The following is a 17,355-nucleotide window of genomic DNA, read 5'->3' as shown; positions in this document are numbered from 1 at the left end:
ATGCCCTACGTCCCCATTGAATGGCTGCGCGAGCACGTCGACGTCCCCGCCGGTCTGAGCGCCGAGCAGCTCGCCGCAGACCTCGTGCGGGTCGGTCTGGAGGAGGAGCGCATCGTCCCCCCGGCCGTCACCGGCCCGCTCGTCGTCGGCAAGGTCCTCACCCGTGAGGCCAAGGAGCAGTCCAACGGCAAGGTCATCAACTACTGCCGCGTTGACGTCGGCCCCGAGCACAACGACGCACCCGGCACCGGCAAGGAGCCCTCCGACCTGCCCAGTCGCGGCATCGTCTGCGGCGCCCACAACTTCGACGTCGGCGACTACGTCGTCGTCAGCCTGCCCGGCGCCGTCCTGCCCGGTGACTTCCGCATCGCCGCGCGCAAGACCTACGGCCACGTCTCAGACGGCATGATCTGCTCGGCCCGAGAGCTGGGCATCGGAGAGGACCACTCCGGCATCATCGTGCTTCAGCAGTGGCTGGCCGAGCACGGGCACGACGGCGAGGAGCCGCCCGCCCCCGGGAGCGACGCCATCGGCATCCTGGGCCTGGGGGAGGAGGTCCTGGAGATCAACGTGACCCCGGACCGCGGCTACTGCTTCTCCATGCGCGGCGTGGCCCGCGAGTACTCCCACTCCACCGGCGCCCGCTTCACCGATCCCGCCGACGTCACCGACAAGGGGCTCTACCCCAACGGTCAGGCGCAGGCCGGTGAGGACGGTTTCGACGTCGTCGTCCCCGAGGACCCCAGGCCCATCCACGGCCGCCCCGGCTGCGACCGCTACGTCGCCCGCCTCGTGCGCGGCATCGACCCGTCGGCCCCCTCCCCGGCCTGGATGCAGGACCGCCTCACCGCCGCCGGAATGCGGCCCATCTCCCTGGCTGTCGACGTCACCAACTACGTCATGCTCGACCTGGGACAGCCGCTGCACGCCTTCGACGCCGGCAAGCTCGCCGCCCCCATCGTCGTGCGCCGCGCCCAGGTGGGGGAGACGCTCACCTTCCTCGACGAGGTCACCCGCACCCTGGATCCCGAGGACCTGGTCATCGCCGACTCCCCGCAGGGGGAGGGCTCTCGCGCCCTGGTCCTGGCCGGAGTCTTCGGCGGAGCCCTCAGCGAGGTCGACGCCGACACCCGCGACGTCCTCATCGAGGCCGCCCACTTCGACCCGGTCTCCGTGGCCCGGTCCGCCCGCCGGCACAAGCTGCCGACCGAGTCCGCCAAGCGCAATGAGCGCGGCGTCGACACCGAGCTGGCCCCCGTCGCCGCCCAGCGAGCCGTCGACCTGCTCGTCGAGTACGGCGGCGGCACCGCCGAGCCCGTGGCCACCGACATCAACCGCACCAGGGCTCCCGAGCCCATCACCATGCGCTCCGACGCCGCCGAGCGTCTCACCGGTGTCGCCTACGGCACCGACCGCGTCACTGAGCTGCTCACCACCATCGGTTGCGCCGTGGAGCAGGCCGGCAGCGCCGAGGACGGGACCGCGATCCTGACCGTCACCCCGCCGACCTGGCGGCCCGACCTCGTCGGTCCCGCCCACCTGGCTGAGGAGATCGCCCGCCTCGACGGCTACGACGCCATCCCGGTCATTGTGCCCACAGCGCCGGCAGGCACGGGGCTGAGCGCCGACCAGAGGGCCCGCCGGGACGTCGTGCGCGCCCTGGCCGACGCCGGACTCACCCAGGTCCTGTCCTACCCCTTCATCGGGGACGTCCACGACCTGCTCGAGATCCCCGCCTCCGACCCTCGCCGTCAGACGGTCCATCTGGCCAATCCGCTCGCGGAGGACGCTCCCCACCTTCGCACCAGCGTCCTGGACTCCCTGGTGGAGGTGGCCCGGCGCAACGTCTCGCGCGGCCTGGCCGACGTGGCCGTCTTCGAGGTCGGGTCAGTCACCCACCCGGCCGGAACCGTCCCTGCACCGATTCCCGGGACCGACCGCCGCCCCACCGATGCTGAGGAAGCGGCCCTCAGGGCGGGCATCCCCTCCCAGCCCACCCACATCGGCGCCGTCATGGTCGGCGACCGCCAGCGCGCCGGGGTCCTCGGGGCCGGGCGCCCCTGGGACTGGGCCGACGCCGTCGACGTGGTCCGCACGGTGGCCTCTGCGCTCGGCGTGGAGATCGTGGTCACTGCGCCTGAGCAGCCCTACGCCCCCTGGCACCCCGGCCGCACTGCGGAGATCCGCCTGCCCGGTCAGCGCCGGGGCAAGGAGGTCGAGCCCGGAGAACTCATCGCTCACGCCGGCGAGCTCCACCCGCGGGTGGTGCGCGAGCTCGGACTGCCTGAGCGTGCCTGCGCCGTCGAGATCGACCTCGACCCGCTGCTGGAGGCCGCGCGCAGCGCCGGGGCGCTCCAGGTCAAGGCCGTCTCCACCTTCCCGGCCGCCAAGGAGGACATCGCGCTCGTCGTCGACGAGGCCGTCACCGCGGCCGAGGTCGAGAACCTGGTCAGGCAGGCGGCCGGGAACCTGGCCGAGGAGGTGCGCCTCTTCGACGTCTTCCGCGGCTCCCAGCTCGGCGAGGGCAAGAAGTCACTGGCAGTCTCCCTGGTGCTGCGCGCTCCCGACCGCACGCTGACCGCCGAGGAGACCGCGGGCGTACGCAAGCGCGTGGTCAAGCGAGCCGCTAAGCTCCTCGGGGCTGAGCTGCGCAGCTGAGCCGCACGGATGCGCCATCACTGACGGCCATGATGTGATGCACATCATGGCCGTCAGCGCGTCTTCAACACCTTCGTCGGGTAACGGGTCCCAGACAGCGAGTGTGGTCTCCGCAATACTAGGCGCCATGAAGATCCTGCTTACCTCTTCCTCCAGGCACGGGTCCACCGACGAGGTGGCCGCGGTGATCGCCGAACGGCTCCAGGCGGCGCAGATCGACGTGGAGACCAAGCGTCCCGAGGACGTCGCCAGCGTCGACGGGTACGACGCCTTCATCCTGGGCAGCGCCGTCTACATGACCAAGTGGACGCCGGAGGCCGTCGCCTTCACTGAGCGCTTCCACGACGCACTCAAGGCCAGCCCTGTGTGGGCCTTCTCCGTGGGGCTCTCCGGCCTGCCGAAGGGCAAGGTCGCGGACCCCATGCGCATCGGCCCGGTTCTGCTGGCGCTCGATCCGGAGGACCACATGACCTTCGCGGGCCGCTTCGACCCCTCTCAGCTCAACCTGCGCGAGCGCTCCATCGCCAAGCTGGGGGGAGCCACCGAGGGCGACTACCGCGACTGGGACGAGGTGCGCCAGTGGGCTGACGCCATCGCCACCTCTCTCTATGACGACACGCTCACCGGGCGCAGGGAGCGCAGCTAGTCGCTTCGGTGGAGGCGGTGGCAGGAGAAAGGTCACAGCGACCCTCGGGTGACTGTATTTCTATACAGGCGGATGTATGGTTGCTGCATGACCTGGACTGTTGCTGTTGCCGGAGCCACCGGATACGCAGGTGGCGAGGTCCTGCGCCTGCTTGCCGCCCATCCCGAGGTGACGATCGGTGCACTCACCGCGGCCTCGTCGGCCGGCAGCTGCCTCGGCGATCACCATCCGCACCTGCTGTCCCTGGCGGACCGGATCGTCCAACCGACCGAGGCCGAGGTCCTGGCCGAGCACGACGTCGTCGTCCTGGCTCTGCCTCACGGGGCCTCAGGGGCCGTCACGGCCGCCCTTGAGAGGTTCGGCGACCGCAATGGTGCAGCGCCTCTGGTCATCGACTGCGGAGCGGACCACCGCCTGACCAGCCAGCAGGCGTGGGAGGACTTCTACGGCACCGACTACGCCGGGGCCTGGACCTACGGCATGCCCGAGCTTCTGCACGAGGGCGAGGTCCGTGCCCGGGCCCAGCGCGCTGAGCTCACCGCCACCAGGCGTATCGCGGTCCCCGGCTGCAACGTCACCGCCGTCACCCTGGCCCTCCAGCCCGGAGTCGCCGCCGGACTCATCAACCCGTCCCGGCTGACAGCGGTCCTGGCGGTCGGCTACTCCGGTGCGGGCAAGGCGCTCAAGCCTCACCTCACCGCCGCCGAGGCGCTGGGATCGGCCCAGCCCTACGCCGTCGGCGGCACCCACCGGCACATCCCCGAGATCATCCAGAACCTCGAGGTGGCGGGCGTCACCTCCGGCTCGACGCACCTGTCCTTCACCCCGGTCCTGGTTCCCATGAGCCGCGGCATCCTCGCCACCGTCACCGCCCCCATGACCCCGGCCCTGCGCGAGGCGCCAGACCCGGAGGCCACCGTGCGAGCGGCCTGGGAGACCGCCTACGGGGCGGCCGGCAGCGGTGAGAGCCTCATCCATCTCCTGCCCGAGGGGACCTGGCCCACCACGGGCACCGTCCTGGGCACCGGCACAGCCACCGTCCAGGTCGCCATCGATCGCGGCGCGGACACCGTGGTGGCCATGTGCGCCATCGACAACCTCGGCAAGGGCACCGCCGGCGCCGCCGTGCAGTCCCTCAACCTGGCCCTCGGCCTGGAGGAGACCACCGCCATCACCACCCAAGGAGTAGCACCGTGAGCGTGACCGCAGCCCGGGGCTTCCGCGCCGCCGGCGTGCGCGCCGGTCTCAAGGCCTCCGGCAAGCCCGATCTCGCCCTGGTCGTCAACGACGGCCCGCTGGATACCGCAGCCGGAGTATTCACCACCAACCGTGTCGTCGCCGCGCCCGTCGTCTGGTCGCGCCGGCTCCTGGCGGGTCAGGACGGGAACGACCCGGGCCGTGCCCGCGCCGTCGTCCTCAACTCCGGGAGCGCCAACGCGTGTACCGGAGCCCAGGGCCAGTGCGACACCGAGGCCACCGCCGCCTGTGCCGCCGGGCTGCTGGGAACTGAGCCGAGTCAGGTCCTGGTGTGCTCCACCGGCGTCATCGGAGAGCGCATCGACATGTCCGTCCTCCTGGAGGGGATCGACGTCGCCGCCCTCGCCCTGGCCGATACGCCCCGCGCCGGCTCCGATGCGGCCGCCGCCATCATGACCACCGACACCGTCTCCAAGGAGGACGCCCTGACCGTCGGTGCCGGCGAGGAGCGCTGGACCATCGGCGGCATGATCAAGGGCGTGGGCATGCTGGCCCCCGGCCTGGCCACGATGCTCGCCGTCATCACCACTGACGCCGTCCTCACTCCCCAGGAGGCGCAGGACGCCCTGGCGTCAGCCACCGCACGCACCGTCAACCGGATCAACTCCGACGGCTGCATGTCCACCAACGACACCGTCCTCCTCCTGGCCTCCGGGGCCTCCGGGGTCACACCGTCGCAGAGCGGGCTCAAGGAGGCGTTGACCGAGGTCATGGGTCGTCTCGGCCGGCGCCTCGTGGCCGACGCCGAGGGCGCCACCCACGACATCGCCATCACGGTCAGCGGCGCCGTCAGCGAGGCCGCCGCCGAGGCCGCGGCCCGCACCGTGAGCTCCTCCAACCTCCTCAAGTGCGCCGTCGCCGGAGCCGACCCCAACTGGGGGCGCGTCCTGTCCCAGCTCGGGACCGTGCCCGAGGACGTCTGCCCCTTCAACCCCGATGAGGTCGACGTCACCATCAACGGGGTGACGATCTTCCGTCACGGCGCCCCCGACCAGGACCGGGACACGGTGGACATGAGCCCGCGTGAGACCCGCATCGACATCGCCCTGTCGGCGGGGCAGGCCGAGGCCACCGTGTGGACCAACGACCTCACCCACGGATACGTCACCATCAACGCGGACTACACGACATGAACCGGACACCTCTCGACCCGCAGATCAAGGCATCCGTCCTGCTGGAGGCCGTGCCGTGGCTGCGCACCTACAAGGGCGCCACCATGGTCATCAAGTACGGCGGCAACGCCATGGTGAACGACGACCTCAAGCGCGCCTTCGCCCAGGACATCCTCTTCCTCCACCAGGTCGGGGTGCGCCCCGTCGTCGTCCACGGCGGCGGCCCCCAGATCAACGCCATGCTCAAGCGACTGGGCATCAGCTCACAGTTCCGCGGCGGCCTGCGCGTCACCACGCCCGAGGTCATGGACGTGGTCCGCATGGTCCTCACCGGCTCGGTGCAGCGCGAGCTCGTCTCCCTGCTCAACACCGACGGCTCCGCCGCGGTCGGCATCAGCGGCGAGGACGGCGGACTCCTACGGGCCCGTCAGCGCCTGGCCACGGTGGACGGCCAGAGCGTCGACGTGGGCCTGGTCGGCGACGTCGTCGACGTCAGCCCGCAGCCCATCATCGACCTGCTCGACCAGGGTCGTATCCCCGTCATCTCCTCGGTCGCCCCGCTGATGACGGACTCCGAGACCGTCCTCAACGTCAACGCCGACACGGCCGCCGCGGCGATCGCCGTGGCACTTCAGGCCCGCACGCTGCTCATGCTCACCGACGTCGAGGGGCTCTACTCCGCCTGGCCGGACCGCAGCTCGCTGGTGCCCTTCATCAGCGCGGCCGCGCTCGAGGAGCTCCTGCCCACGCTCGAGTCCGGGATGATTCCCAAGATGGAGGCCTGTCTGCGGGCCGTCTACGGCGGAGTCGGGCAGGCCCACGTCGTCGACGGGCGACAGGCCCACAGCATGCTCCTGGAGATCGTCACCGACCAGGGCGTCGGTACCGTCATCCACCCAGGGGACGCCCCGATACCGCCACTGAACGGAGGCAAGAGTCTATGACCATCCCCTCGAGCCCCTCAGGATCGTCCTCAGTGCTGCCGGATCCCGACGCGCAGGCCGCCGCTCGGGGAACCGACGACGCCGGCAGTGCCGGTAATGCCGGCTGGCTGGAGCGTTACACCGGCGCCGTCATGAATACCTTCGGCACCCCCGGCCGGGTCCTGGTCCGTGGTCAGGGCGCCCACGTCTGGGATGCCGACGGCAAGGAGTACACCGATCTCCTCGCGGGCATCGCCGTCAACTGCCTGGGCCACGCCCACCCCGCGATCGTCGAGGCCGTGAGCAACCAGCTCAACACCCTCGGCCACGTCTCGAACTTCTTCACCACCCCCGCCCAGGTCCGCCTCGCCGAGACGCTCGTCTCCCTGACCTTTCCGGGCCTGCCAGCGCACGAGTCCAAGGTCTTCCTGGCCAACTCCGGGACCGAGGCCAATGAGGCCGCCTTCAAGATCGCCCGCCGGCACGGCGGTAGCAGCCGCCCCCGGGTCCTGGCGCTCCAGGACGCCTTCCACGGGCGGACCATGGGCGCCCTGGCCCTGACCCACAAGGCCGCCTACCGAGAGCCCTTCGAACCGCTTCCCGGCGGGGTCGAGTTCATCCCGGCAGGCGACACCGACGCGCTGCGCAGCGCACTGGGCCCCGACGTCGCGGCGCTCATCATCGAGCCGATCCAGGGCGAGGCGGGGGTTCGCGAGCTGCCCGCCGGGTACCTGGAGACCGCCCGCGAACTGACCAGGCAGGCCGGCGCCCTGCTCATCATCGACGAGGTCCAGACCGGCATGGGGCGCTCCGGCGCCTGGATGGCCCACCACCTGCTGGCCCCCGGCGTCGTGCCCGACGTCGTCACCCTCGCCAAGGGACTGGGCGGCGGCATCCCCATCGGCGCGGTCATCGCCACCGGTGAGGCCGCGGCCCTCCTCGGACCCGGTCAGCACGGCACCACCTTCGGCGGCAACCCGGTGGCCTGCGCGGCCGCACTCGCCGTCATCGAGACCATCCGCAGCCAGGACCTGCTCGGCCGGGTCGATCGGCTCGGCTCGACCTGGGCCCGGGAGCTGGCGGCAGTCGACGGCGTCGACCAGGTGCGCGGCCGGGGCCTGCTGATCGGCGTCGGGCTGGCCGAGGGCCTGCCGCCCGCGGGTGAGATCGTCGCCGCCCTGGCGCAGCGAGGCTTCATCGTCAACGCGCCGCGTCCGGACACGATCCGTCTGGCGCCGCCCTTCATTCTGTCCGACGACGATGCCCGAGCCTTCACCGCCGCGTTGTCCGAGGTCCTGTCTCGGGCGCAGTCTGAGAAGGCGGGCTCATGAGCGCCACCATCGAGGACTCCCAGCAGGACCTGGCGGCGGCGGCGCCGCTGACACCCGGGACCAAGACCGCTAGGCACGCCAGCATCGTCCAGATCCTCTCCCGGGAGCGCATCCGCTCCCAGGCCCAGCTGCGCAAGGCCCTGGCGCAGCGCGGCATCAGCACCACCCAGGCGACGCTCTCGCGGGACCTGGTGGAGCTGCGGGCCACGAAGATCCGGGCCCCGGGCGGTGAGCTCATCTACTCGATGCCTGAGGCCGGGGCCCCGGGCCAGGTCCACGCCGGAGCCCTTAGCGGGGCGGAGGAGGCCGATGACTCCCTGCGTGCCCACACGACTCCCCGCCTGGCCCGGTGGTGCGCCGAGCTGCTCGTCACCGCCGAGTGGGCCGGCTCCCAGGTGGTCCTGCGAACCCCGGCCGGAGCCGCTCAGCTGCTCGCCGGGGCCGTCGACGACGCGATGATGCCCGGGGTCCTGGGCTGCATCGCTGGAGACGACACCGTCCTGGTCATCACCCGCAGCGGGCAGGTCGCCGCTGACGTGGCCGGGCACCTGCTCGCCCTGGCCGACCCCTCGGCCAGAGCCTGACCTCTCCCCACAGCCCTTGACACCTCAGTCACCTCACCGCTGGTTCGCCAGTGTCACCACGAAGAGAAGAGAGATCCCATGAGCACCCACAAGGACCGTGTCGTCCTGGCCTACTCCGGAGGCCTGGACACGTCTGTCGCCATCGGCTGGATCGGCGAGGCCACTGGTCGCGAGGTCGTCGCTGTCGCCGTCGACGTCGGTCAGGGCGGAGAGGACCTTGAGGTGATCCGTCAGCGAGCCCTGGACTGCGGCGCTGTTGAGGCCTACGTGGCCGACGCCCGCGACGAGTTCGCCAACGACTACTGCATGCCCGCCCTCAAGGCCAACGCCCTCTACGAGGGAACCTACCCGCTCGTCTCGGCGCTCTCGCGGCCCGTCATCGCCCGTCACCTGGTCAAGGCCGCCCGCGAGTTCGGCGCCCACACCGTGGCGCACGGCTGCACCGGAAAGGGCAACGACCAGGTCCGCTTCGAGGTCTCCATCACCTCCATGGCTCCGGACATGGACTGCATCTCGCCGGTGCGCGACCTGGCCCTGACCCGAGACGTCGCCATCGACTACGCCGAGAAGCACAACCTGCCGATCGAGACCACCAAGCACAACCCGTTCTCCATCGACCAGAACGTGTGGGGACGCGCCATCGAGACCGGCTACCTGGAGGACCTGTGGAACGCCCCCACCAAGGACGTCTACGTCTACACCGATGACCCCACCTACCCGCCCCTGCCCGACGAGGTGACTCTCACCTTCAAGGAGGGCATCCCGGTGGCCATCGACGGGCGGGACGTCACCCCGCTGGAGGCCATTCAGGAGCTCAACCGCCGGGCCGGCGCCCAGGGCGTGGGACGCATCGACATGGTCGAGGACCGACTCGTGGGCATCAAGTCCCGTGAGATCTACGAGGCCCCCGGGGCCGTGGCCCTCATCGAGGCGCACCAGGCGCTCGAGGCCGTCACCCTGGAGCGCATGCAGCGCCGCTACAAGCGGGGCATGGAGCAGACCTGGGCCGAGCTCGTCTACGAGGCCCAGTGGTACTCCCCGCTCAAGCGCTCCATGGACGCCTTCATCGAGGACACCCAGCGCTACGTCAACGGCGACATCCGGATGGTCCTGCACGGCGGCCGGGCGACCGTCACCGGGCGCCGCTCCGAGACCGGCCTGTACGACTTCAACCTGGCCACCTACGAGAGCGGGGACACCTTCGACCAGTCCTCCTCTCGAGGATTCATCGAGATCTACGGGATGCAGTCCAAGCTCGCCGCCGCCCGCGACGTGCGCGCCGGCAACGGACAGGGATTCTGACAGGACCTCTGACAGGACTGCTGCCCGGCGCCTGTCTTCCAGGGGAGTCCTGAGACTGGACACCTGAATACCGCATGAGTGCGGCGAACCGGTTGCCTCCACCGTCAGCGGTGGAGGCAACCGGTTCGCTCGTGCTGGCCCGGGTGGGCTGAAGGGCACAGCTGACTTGACGGTCGAGGAGCGAGGGCCAGGCCCTGATCGGGTCTACGTCGGCCTCCTCGGGTCTACCTGGGCCTACTCAGCCGTCTGAACCTCGTCCTTCTGGGGCTGGCGGCGCAGCCACCGGGAGTCGTCGTTGGCGTAGGCGTAGTAGCCGCCGATGAGCAGCCCGCCGCCCACGAAGTTGCCCAGCAGGGCCACGGCCACGTTGCCCAGCGCTGGCAGGACGTCGATCCCGTGCGTCAGGCCGACGACGGTGAACAGGACCGTATTGGCCACCGAGTGCTCGAAGCCGAGGAAGGCGAAGACGAACACGGCGATGATCATCGAGAAGATCTTGGACCAGTCCTCATGGATGAACCCGTTGTAGATGAGAAGCATCGCCAGGTTGATCATGAAGTTGCACAGAATCGCCCGCACGAAGAGGTCGGCGACCCCCGAGGCCGTCGACAGGTAGCCCAGCTTTGCCTCCACCGAGTGCACCGCCTGCTCACCGGTGGGGCCGTCCACAAGCGTGGAGAAGCGGTACATGACGGCGAAGACGAGTCCGCCCATGAAGTTGCCGACCAGGCACATGAACAGCACCCTGACGACCCTCCACGCGGAGATGCTCCGGTAGTAGTAGCCGATGACCACCACCATCATGTTGCTGGTGAGCAGCTCGGACTTCGTGTAGTAGATGAAGACGAGGGCGGGCCCGAAGGCCAGGGCCCCGAGGAGCTTGCCGACCCCCGCCAGAGACGTGTCCCCGACATGAAGGCCGGCGAAGATACCGACGATGGCGTAGTTCACGATGTAGAAGACCGCCACGATCATGCCGGCCATCGCCGCACGCATGAGGTAGCGGTGGGCGAGGGCCCCGGTCATCCTGGTCTTGGTCTCCAGCGCCTCGAGCACGGTGGAGATGAATTGCTTGCCTGGGAAAAGAGCGTCTTGTTCGGCGGGCATGGCTCATCATGACATGACTGGCGAGCAACCGGGCAGGCCCTTCTTCCTTCCCGTCGGTTGGTGTCGCCCGGCCCGCTCTCGCTCCTGTGCCTTCCTCAACCAGGGCGGGGGTGTTTTTGCCGCCGGTCTACCACGGCCTCGCCGCAGACGCACCACTGACTTACCACTGAGGCGCCTGAGCGGGCACATGGGTCATGATGGGGTCATGAGCCAGTCCTCCACCCAGCCCGCCAGAGGGCTCGATGCATCCTCCTCCGCCCAGTCCGCCTCCTCCGACTCGCAGCAGAGACTGGAGCCTGCGGGCGTCAGCCTGTGGGGCGGGCGCTTCTCCGGGGGACCCGCCGACGCGCTGGCCGCCCTGTCGGTGAGCACCCACTTCGACTGGCGCCTGGCCCGCTACGACATCGCCGGTTCGCGCGCCCACGCCCGGGCTCTGGCGCAGGCAGGCCTGCTGGACGCGGGCCAGCTGAGCGGCATGCTGGACGCCCTGGACCGTCTTGAGGCCGACGTCGTCGCCGGTGTCTTCGTCCCTGAGGTGACGGATGAGGACGTCCACACCGCTCTGGAGCGTGGTCTGATCGAGCGCGCCGGCGACGACCTGGGCGGGCGTCTGCGCGCCGGACGCAGCCGTAACGACCAGATCGCCACCCTCATCCGCATGTACCTGCGCGACCAGGCGCGCCACGTGGCCGGGCTCGTCCTCGACGTCGTCGACGCCCTCATCGACCAGGCCGCCGGCGCCTCCGACGCCATCATGCCCGGACGCACCCACATGCAGCACGCCCAGCCCGTGCTGGTCGCCCACCAGCTGCTCGCTCACGCCTGGCCACTCATGCGAGACGTCGAGCGCCTTGAGGACTGGGACGCTCGCGCCGCCGTGAGCCCCTACGGATCCGGCGCTCTGGCCGGCAACACGCTCGGCATGGACCCCGACGCCGTGGCCGCCGACCTGGGTTTCGAGGCTGCTGTGGAGAACTCCATCGACGGTACCGCCGCCCGCGACGTCGTCGCCGAGCTGAGCTTCGTCCTGGCGATGGTGGCGGTGGACGTCTCGCGCCTGAGCGAGGAGATCATCATCTGGAACACCAAGGAGTTCGACTTCGTCACCCTGGACGACTCCTACTCCACGGGCTCGTCCATCATGCCGCAGAAGAAGAACCCGGACGTCGCCGAGCTCGCCCGTGGCAAGGCCGGGCGCCTCATCGGTGATCTGACCGGGCTGCTCGCCACTCTCAAGGCCCTGCCCCTGGCCTACAACCGCGACCTGCAGGAGGACAAGGAGCCCGTCTTCGACGCCGTCGACACCCTGGCCATCCTCCTTCCGGCGGTCAGCGGCATGGTGTCCACCATGACCCTCCACTGTGAGCGCATGGCGGCCCTTGCCCCCCAGGGCTTCTCCCTGGCCACTGACGTGGCCGAGTGGCTGGTCAAGAACGGGGTGCCCTTCCGCCAGGCCCATGAGATCTCCGGCGCCTGCGTGCGCGAGTGCGAGAGCCGCGGCATCGAGCTGTGGGACCTGTCCGATGACGACTTCGCCGCCATCGACGAGCGACTCACCCCGGGCGTGAGGGAGGTCCTGTCCGCCGAGGGCTCGGTGGCCGCCCGCACCGGACACGGCGGTACCGCGCCGGTGCGCGTCGTCGAGCAGCTCGCTCGGGCCATCGCCCGCAGCGCAGAGCTGCGGGTCTTCGCCTGGGAGGGTTCTCTGCTGGACGGCCCCGCAGGTCCCCAGTGGCCCGAGCCGAGCGGGGTCGACGACGAGGAGGACTGATGCGGACGTCGAGAGCGACCATGCCTGAGCCGGTCTGAGCCGGACTGAACTCGGCCGTCAGGACATTCATGGCTGATCAAGCGACGAGCCTGAGCCCCGAGGTCGCCTCGCTGCTGGGCCGCGACAGCCTGGAGGTGGCCCCGGCGCTGCTGGGCGCCGTCATCGCGGTTGCCGGTCCGCAGGGGCGCGTTGTGATCCGCCTGACCGAGGTGGAGGCCTACCGGGGTGAGGAGGACCCCGGTTCCCATGCCTTCCGTGGGCGCACAGCACGCAACGCCTCCATGTTCGAGGCGGGCGGGTGCATCTACGTCTACTTCACCTACGGCATGCACCATTGCCTCAATATCGTCACCGGGCCGGCTGGGGTCTCTCGAGCGGTGCTCCTGCGCGCCGGAGAGGTGGTGGAGGGAGTGGAGCTCGCCCGGCTTCGTCGCCCCGCCGCGCGGGTCGACAGGGACCTGGCCCGTGGCCCGGCCCGGCTGTGCTCGGCGCTCGGGCTGGACCGGTCCGACGACGGCGCACCGTTAGGCGGACCGGGATCGCGCGTCAGCCTGACTCTTCCCGAGCCACGGCAGGCGCCGGCTGCTGAGCGCATTCGGCGTGGGCCACGCACCGGGGTCGCCGGTCCCGGAGGAGACGGAGAAGCCTTCCCATGGCGTTTCTGGCTCGACGGCGACCCCACTGTCTCGGCCTACAGACCCGCTGTCAGCAGGAGACGTCCTCGGGGCTGATCTTCTCAGTGGCACGTCGCCGCTTGCGCAGGACGGCCGCATGACGTAATAATAGGTGCGCAGATAATCTGTGTAGAGACTATTGTTGTCGATGGACCTCGGAGGACGGAAGAGCAATGTGGTCGACTGAGTGCGAACGGACGGCGGATCTCCCGGTGGAAACCCTGTGGGACACATGGATCAAGGTCCTCGCCGGTGAGATCGAGCTCCCTGAAGGGGACCGCTACAAGCCTCTCGAGCCGGTGGGGCTCGGTGCGCGGGTCACGATGACGCCGGCGGGGCAGGACAGTGTCGATATCGTCATCACGCGATGGGAACCACCTCATGTGCAGGCGGACCGTGCCTCCTACGGCGGCATGGAGCTGACCTTCACGCACTCCTTCATGCCCGCGGAAACGCGAGGGGAGAGCGTCGTCATCACCCGCCTCGACATTGATGGTCCCGGTGCCGATGACGCCGGCCCGGTGGTCGGACCGCAAATCGCCAAGGACTTCCCCCAGGCCATCGACTCGCTCATCGAGGCTGCTAGGGTCGCCATGTGAGAACACGGTTCCAGCGGCCGGAGGCGAGCCCGGGCTTCCTCATGTGGAGGACCGCACTTGCCTGGCAACGTGACATCATGGCCGCCCTGGAGCCCGTCGGACTGACACACTCGCAGTTCGTCATCCTCGCCTGCACGTCATGGCTCGAGGAGCACGGCGACAGCAGCACCCAGGTGATGATCGCGTCCCAGGCGGGAATGGACGTCAAGACCGCCAGCCAGGTGCTGCGCAAGCTGGAGCAGGCAGGCCTCATCTCACGCCAGCAGGACCCCAGCGACGCTCGCGCCAGGATCGTGACAACGACGGCGGCAGGACGGGACGTGGGAGCCCGGGCTACGCGCCTCGTCGAAGACGCCGATGAGGCGTACTTCGCCGCCATGCCTCACCTGCGCGATGCGCTGCTGCAAGAGGCCGGTCCCGCGGTGCGAAGACCAGCAGAGCGCCATGTCGAAGGCATCGACGGGTCCGCTAGAAAGGGCCGTAGTCGTCAGAACCCGGGTGATGCGGACGGCCCGATCGCGGCTGCCGCCCCGTAAGGCCGCAGTGGCTGAGAACTACTGGAACCACAACGTCGCCTTTCACCGGCGCATCGTGCGGGATGCTGGACTGCGCGGTGGACGGGCGCTCGATGTCGGATGCGGAGACGGCCTCCTGCTCGCGCGCCTGGCGGCGGTGTGCCGCCGCGTCGTTGGAATCGATGCCGACGAGCAGGCCGTTGCGCGATCACGTCATCGCCTGGCGCGAGTCCCGCAGGCCGAGGCCCGCCTCGACGACGCCATGGACCCTGCCCTGCCTGAGCGCATCGGAACCTTTGAGACCGTCACCTGCGTGGCCACGCTTCACCACCTCCCGCTGAAACCGGCTCTGAGGAGGCTGGGTGGACTGGTGGCACCCGGCGGCCGGCTCATCGTCGTCGGCCTGGCCGCCAGCAAGAGCCCATGGGACTGGATGCTGTCGGCGCTCGCCGTCCTTCCACTGCGCGTTATCGGGGCCCTGCGCAGGGAGACGCGGGACGTCGGGGTCGTCACGGCTCCTCCGCGAGAGTCGCTCGGTGAGATCCGTGCCGCGGCCTCCCGGGTCCTTCCCGGAGCCAGGGTCCGACGGCGCTTCTACTACCGCTACACCCTCGTCTGGGAGCGACCCACCGCCGACCCGCCACCTACTCACCATCGACTCACCATCGACTCACCAAGGACTCATGAACGACTCTCCGATTCCTGGTCAGATCCCCATTGACTCACCGGTACCTATGCGCACTCTGTACGAGCTGCTGCGCGCCGAGCTCGGTGAGATCGAGGTCTGGCCTGCCGAGAGCGACCTCGAGTACGTCTGCGGGGCCGTCCTCGTCCAGAACACCGCATGGGGTAACGTCCAGCGCTCCCTGGATGCGCTGCGTCAGGCCACCGCCTTCGAGGCCGACCGGCTGCTCGCGCTGGACGAGACCGACCTCATCGACCTGATCCGCCCCAGCGGATTCATGAAGTCCAAGGCCCGCGCACTGCGCGCCTACGCGACCTGGTCCGGCGGACCGAAGGGAGGAACCGCAGCCGCCCTCGATGACGGGGCCCTGCGCGCGGAGCTGATGAGGCTTCCCGGTTTCGGGCCCGAGACGGCCGACGTCGTCGCCCTCATGGTGTACGACCGGCCCCGGTTCATCTTCGACGCCTATGCCAGACGCCTGCTGCGCCAGGCGGGTTACGCAGTGGGACGGGACTATGAGGCGGCCCGACGTGCCCACGAGCCGGCGGTGTCGGACAGTGGTCTCGACGTCCCCCAGCTCAAGGACTTTCACGGACTCGTCATCGCGGCCGGTCAACGCGCCCGGGCAGCAGGTGGTTGGCAGACCTACGGCCCCACGATCGGCATTGGGGCCGCGGACCGGTGACGGCTGGGAGACCCGCACGCTCGCGGTGCTGCTCCGAATCAAGCGCATCGTGGACGCCGGACCAGGACATGGCAGACTATCCGCGCCGGAGGTATCAGCCGGCCCCGAGCGCGACGCGCCGGGACAAGGCGTGCAGGACGCACGACGACCCATGGAAGGCGACTGGACAGTGACGGACATCCTGGACGAACTGCAGTGGCGCGGGCTCATCGCCCAGCACACCGACATCGACGCGCTGCGCGCGGCACTGACCGATGGAACCGTCACCTTCTATTGCGGGTTCGACCCGACTGCACCCAGTCTCCACCACGGCCATCTCGTAGCCGTCAAGGTCATGCGCCACCTGCAGCTCGCCGGGCACCACCCGCTCGCGCTGGTAGGCGGCGCGACCGGGCTCATCGGTGACCCTCGGGCCAAGGGGGAACGCAGCCTCAACACGAAGGACGTCGTTGCCGGATGGGCGGCCAGCCTGCAGGAGCAGCTCGAGAACCTCCTCGACTTCAGCGGGGACAACCCCGCCCGGATCGTCAACAACCTGGACTGGACCCAGGCGATGAGTGCCATCGACTTCCTTCGGGACCTCGGCAAGCACTTCCGCATGGGCACGATGCTCTCCAAGGACATCGTCGCGCGCCGCCTGGCCAGCGACGAGGGCATCTCCTACACCGAGTTCAGCTACCAGGTGCTGCAGGCCAACGACTACCTCGAGCTCTACCGGCGCTACGGCTGCACCCTGGAGGTCGGTGGTAACGACCAGTGGGGCAACCTTGTGGGCGGGATGGACCTCATCCACAAGGTGGAGGGCGCCTCGGTCCACGTCATGACCAACCCGCTCATCACCAAGGCCGACGGCACCAAGTTCGGCAAGTCCGAGGGTGGGGCGATCTGGCTCAACCCCGAGATGCTCAGTCCCTACGCCTTCTACCAGTTCTGGCTGCAGGTCGACGACGCCGACGTGGTGCGCTTCCTCAAGGTCTTCACCTTCCTGGAGCGCGAGGAGATCGAGCGCCTTGAAGCGGCGACGGCGGAGAACCCGAAGGCGCGCGAGGCGCAGCGGGTGCTGGCTCACGAGGTCACGACCTGGGTCCACGGATCCGAGGCCACGGCCCAGGCTGAGGCCGCGACCTCTGCGCTGTGGGGGCGCGGAGACCTCGGAGAGATCGACGAGGCGACGATCCTGGCCGCCACCGCCGACCTTGCGTCCGGCGAGGTGGTGGTTGGCGAGACGACGATCGTCGACCTGCTCGTCAGCACAGGACTGGAGCGGGGCCGCAACGCTGCCCGGAAGACTATTGCCGGGGGTGGGGCCTACCTCAACAACGTCAAGGTGGAGGACGAGGCCACGGTCATCGGCCCTGAGCACCTGCTCGCCGGGGGAGTGGTCCTGGTGCGTAAAGGACGGCGGAACCTGGCTGTTGGGCGCTCCGCCTAGGTCCTGCCCAGGAAATGCCCTGGTCGTCAACCGGGCCTCCAGCGCGGTGACAGTGCCTTGTGTGCACTGTCACC

General features: G+C 69.6%; 16 protein-coding genes. 15 read left to right on the top strand and 1 reads right to left on the bottom strand.

Annotated elements, in window-relative coordinates; genetic code table 11:
- The 8 genes from pheT to EL340_RS05015 all read left to right on the top strand — a co-directional run bounded on the left by pheT (nucleotide 1) and on the right by EL340_RS05015 (nucleotide 9,813).
- A complete protein-coding gene (gene pheT, locus EL340_RS05050) occupies nucleotides 1–2,658 on the top strand; it encodes a phenylalanine--tRNA ligase subunit beta (RefSeq protein ID WP_126413705.1) in 2,658 nt (885 codons plus the stop codon).
- Between the two features lie 127 nt (nucleotides 2,659–2,785).
- Complete coding sequence (locus tag EL340_RS05045) at nucleotides 2,786–3,304, top strand: flavodoxin domain-containing protein (protein ID WP_126413704.1); 519 nt, start codon at nucleotides 2,786–2,788, stop codon at nucleotides 3,302–3,304.
- An 87-nt stretch (nucleotides 3,305–3,391) separates the two neighbouring features.
- Nucleotides 3,392–4,501, top strand: a complete 1,110-nt coding sequence (gene argC, locus EL340_RS05040; RefSeq protein ID WP_126413703.1) for an N-acetyl-gamma-glutamyl-phosphate reductase — start codon at nucleotides 3,392–3,394, stop codon at nucleotides 4,499–4,501.
- Nucleotides 4,498–5,694, top strand: a complete 1,197-nt coding sequence (gene argJ / locus EL340_RS05035) for a bifunctional glutamate N-acetyltransferase/amino-acid acetyltransferase ArgJ (RefSeq protein WP_126413702.1) — start codon at nucleotides 4,498–4,500, stop codon at nucleotides 5,692–5,694. The genes argC and argJ overlap by 4 nt, the downstream gene beginning before the upstream one ends.
- Nucleotides 5,691–6,617, top strand: coding sequence for an acetylglutamate kinase (gene argB, locus EL340_RS05030; protein ID WP_126413701.1), 927 nt, complete (start codon nucleotides 5,691–5,693; stop codon nucleotides 6,615–6,617). Before argJ ends, argB begins: the two co-directional genes overlap by 4 nt.
- Complete coding sequence (locus tag EL340_RS05025) at nucleotides 6,614–7,927, top strand: acetylornithine transaminase (protein WP_232023225.1); 1,314 nt, start codon at nucleotides 6,614–6,616, stop codon at nucleotides 7,925–7,927. Before argB ends, EL340_RS05025 begins: the two co-directional genes overlap by 4 nt.
- A complete protein-coding gene (locus EL340_RS05020) occupies nucleotides 7,924–8,511 on the top strand; it encodes an arginine repressor (RefSeq protein ID WP_126413700.1) in 588 nt (195 codons plus the stop codon). The genes EL340_RS05025 and EL340_RS05020 overlap by 4 nt, the downstream gene beginning before the upstream one ends.
- A 78-nt stretch (nucleotides 8,512–8,589) precedes the next feature.
- Complete coding sequence (locus EL340_RS05015) at nucleotides 8,590–9,813, top strand: argininosuccinate synthase (RefSeq protein ID WP_126413699.1); 1,224 nt, start codon at nucleotides 8,590–8,592, stop codon at nucleotides 9,811–9,813.
- A 234-nt stretch (nucleotides 9,814–10,047) separates the two neighbouring features.
- Here the strand turns inward: EL340_RS05015 and EL340_RS05010 are convergent, their stop codons facing one another.
- On the bottom strand, nucleotides 10,048–10,920 hold the full coding sequence (locus EL340_RS05010; RefSeq protein WP_126413698.1) for a formate/nitrite transporter family protein: 873 nt from the start codon (nucleotides 10,918–10,920) through the stop codon (nucleotides 10,048–10,050).
- A gap of 187 nt (nucleotides 10,921–11,107) precedes the next feature.
- Between EL340_RS05010 and argH the strand changes: the two genes are divergently transcribed.
- The 7 genes from argH to tyrS all read left to right on the top strand — a co-directional run bounded on the left by argH (nucleotide 11,108) and on the right by tyrS (nucleotide 17,281).
- Entirely contained in the window at nucleotides 11,108–12,691 is a 1,584-nt protein-coding gene (argH, locus tag EL340_RS05005) for an argininosuccinate lyase (protein ID WP_197722348.1), read from the top strand.
- 68 nt (nucleotides 12,692–12,759) lie between these two features.
- On the top strand, nucleotides 12,760–13,422 hold the full coding sequence (locus EL340_RS05000; protein WP_126413697.1) for a DNA-3-methyladenine glycosylase: 663 nt from the start codon (nucleotides 12,760–12,762) through the stop codon (nucleotides 13,420–13,422).
- Between the two features lie 116 nt (nucleotides 13,423–13,538).
- Nucleotides 13,539–13,964, top strand: coding sequence for an SRPBCC family protein (locus EL340_RS04995; protein ID WP_126413696.1), 426 nt, complete (start codon nucleotides 13,539–13,541; stop codon nucleotides 13,962–13,964).
- A complete protein-coding gene (locus EL340_RS04990) occupies nucleotides 13,961–14,500 on the top strand; it encodes a MarR family winged helix-turn-helix transcriptional regulator (RefSeq protein WP_126413695.1) in 540 nt (179 codons plus the stop codon). Before EL340_RS04995 ends, EL340_RS04990 begins: the two co-directional genes overlap by 4 nt.
- A 7-nt stretch (nucleotides 14,501–14,507) precedes the next feature.
- The gene (locus tag EL340_RS04985; RefSeq protein WP_232023224.1) at nucleotides 14,508–15,200 is read left to right on the top strand and encodes a class I SAM-dependent methyltransferase; all 693 of its coding nucleotides are present in this window, start codon (nucleotides 14,508–14,510) and stop codon (nucleotides 15,198–15,200) included.
- Complete coding sequence (locus EL340_RS04980; protein ID WP_126413693.1) at nucleotides 15,163–15,849, top strand: endonuclease III domain-containing protein; 687 nt, start codon at nucleotides 15,163–15,165, stop codon at nucleotides 15,847–15,849. Before EL340_RS04985 ends, EL340_RS04980 begins: the two co-directional genes overlap by 38 nt.
- Before the next feature lie 169 nt (nucleotides 15,850–16,018).
- Nucleotides 16,019–17,281, top strand: coding sequence for a tyrosine--tRNA ligase (tyrS, locus tag EL340_RS04975; protein WP_126415318.1), 1,263 nt, complete (start codon nucleotides 16,019–16,021; stop codon nucleotides 17,279–17,281).
- The last annotated feature ends 74 nt before the right edge of the window (nucleotides 17,282–17,355 follow it).

It is taken from the genome of Actinomyces viscosus (assembly GCF_900637975.1).
Taxonomy (GTDB): Bacteria; Actinomycetota; Actinomycetes; order Actinomycetales; family Actinomycetaceae; genus Actinomyces; species Actinomyces viscosus.
This window is presented reverse-complemented; position numbering and strand designations above follow the sequence as displayed.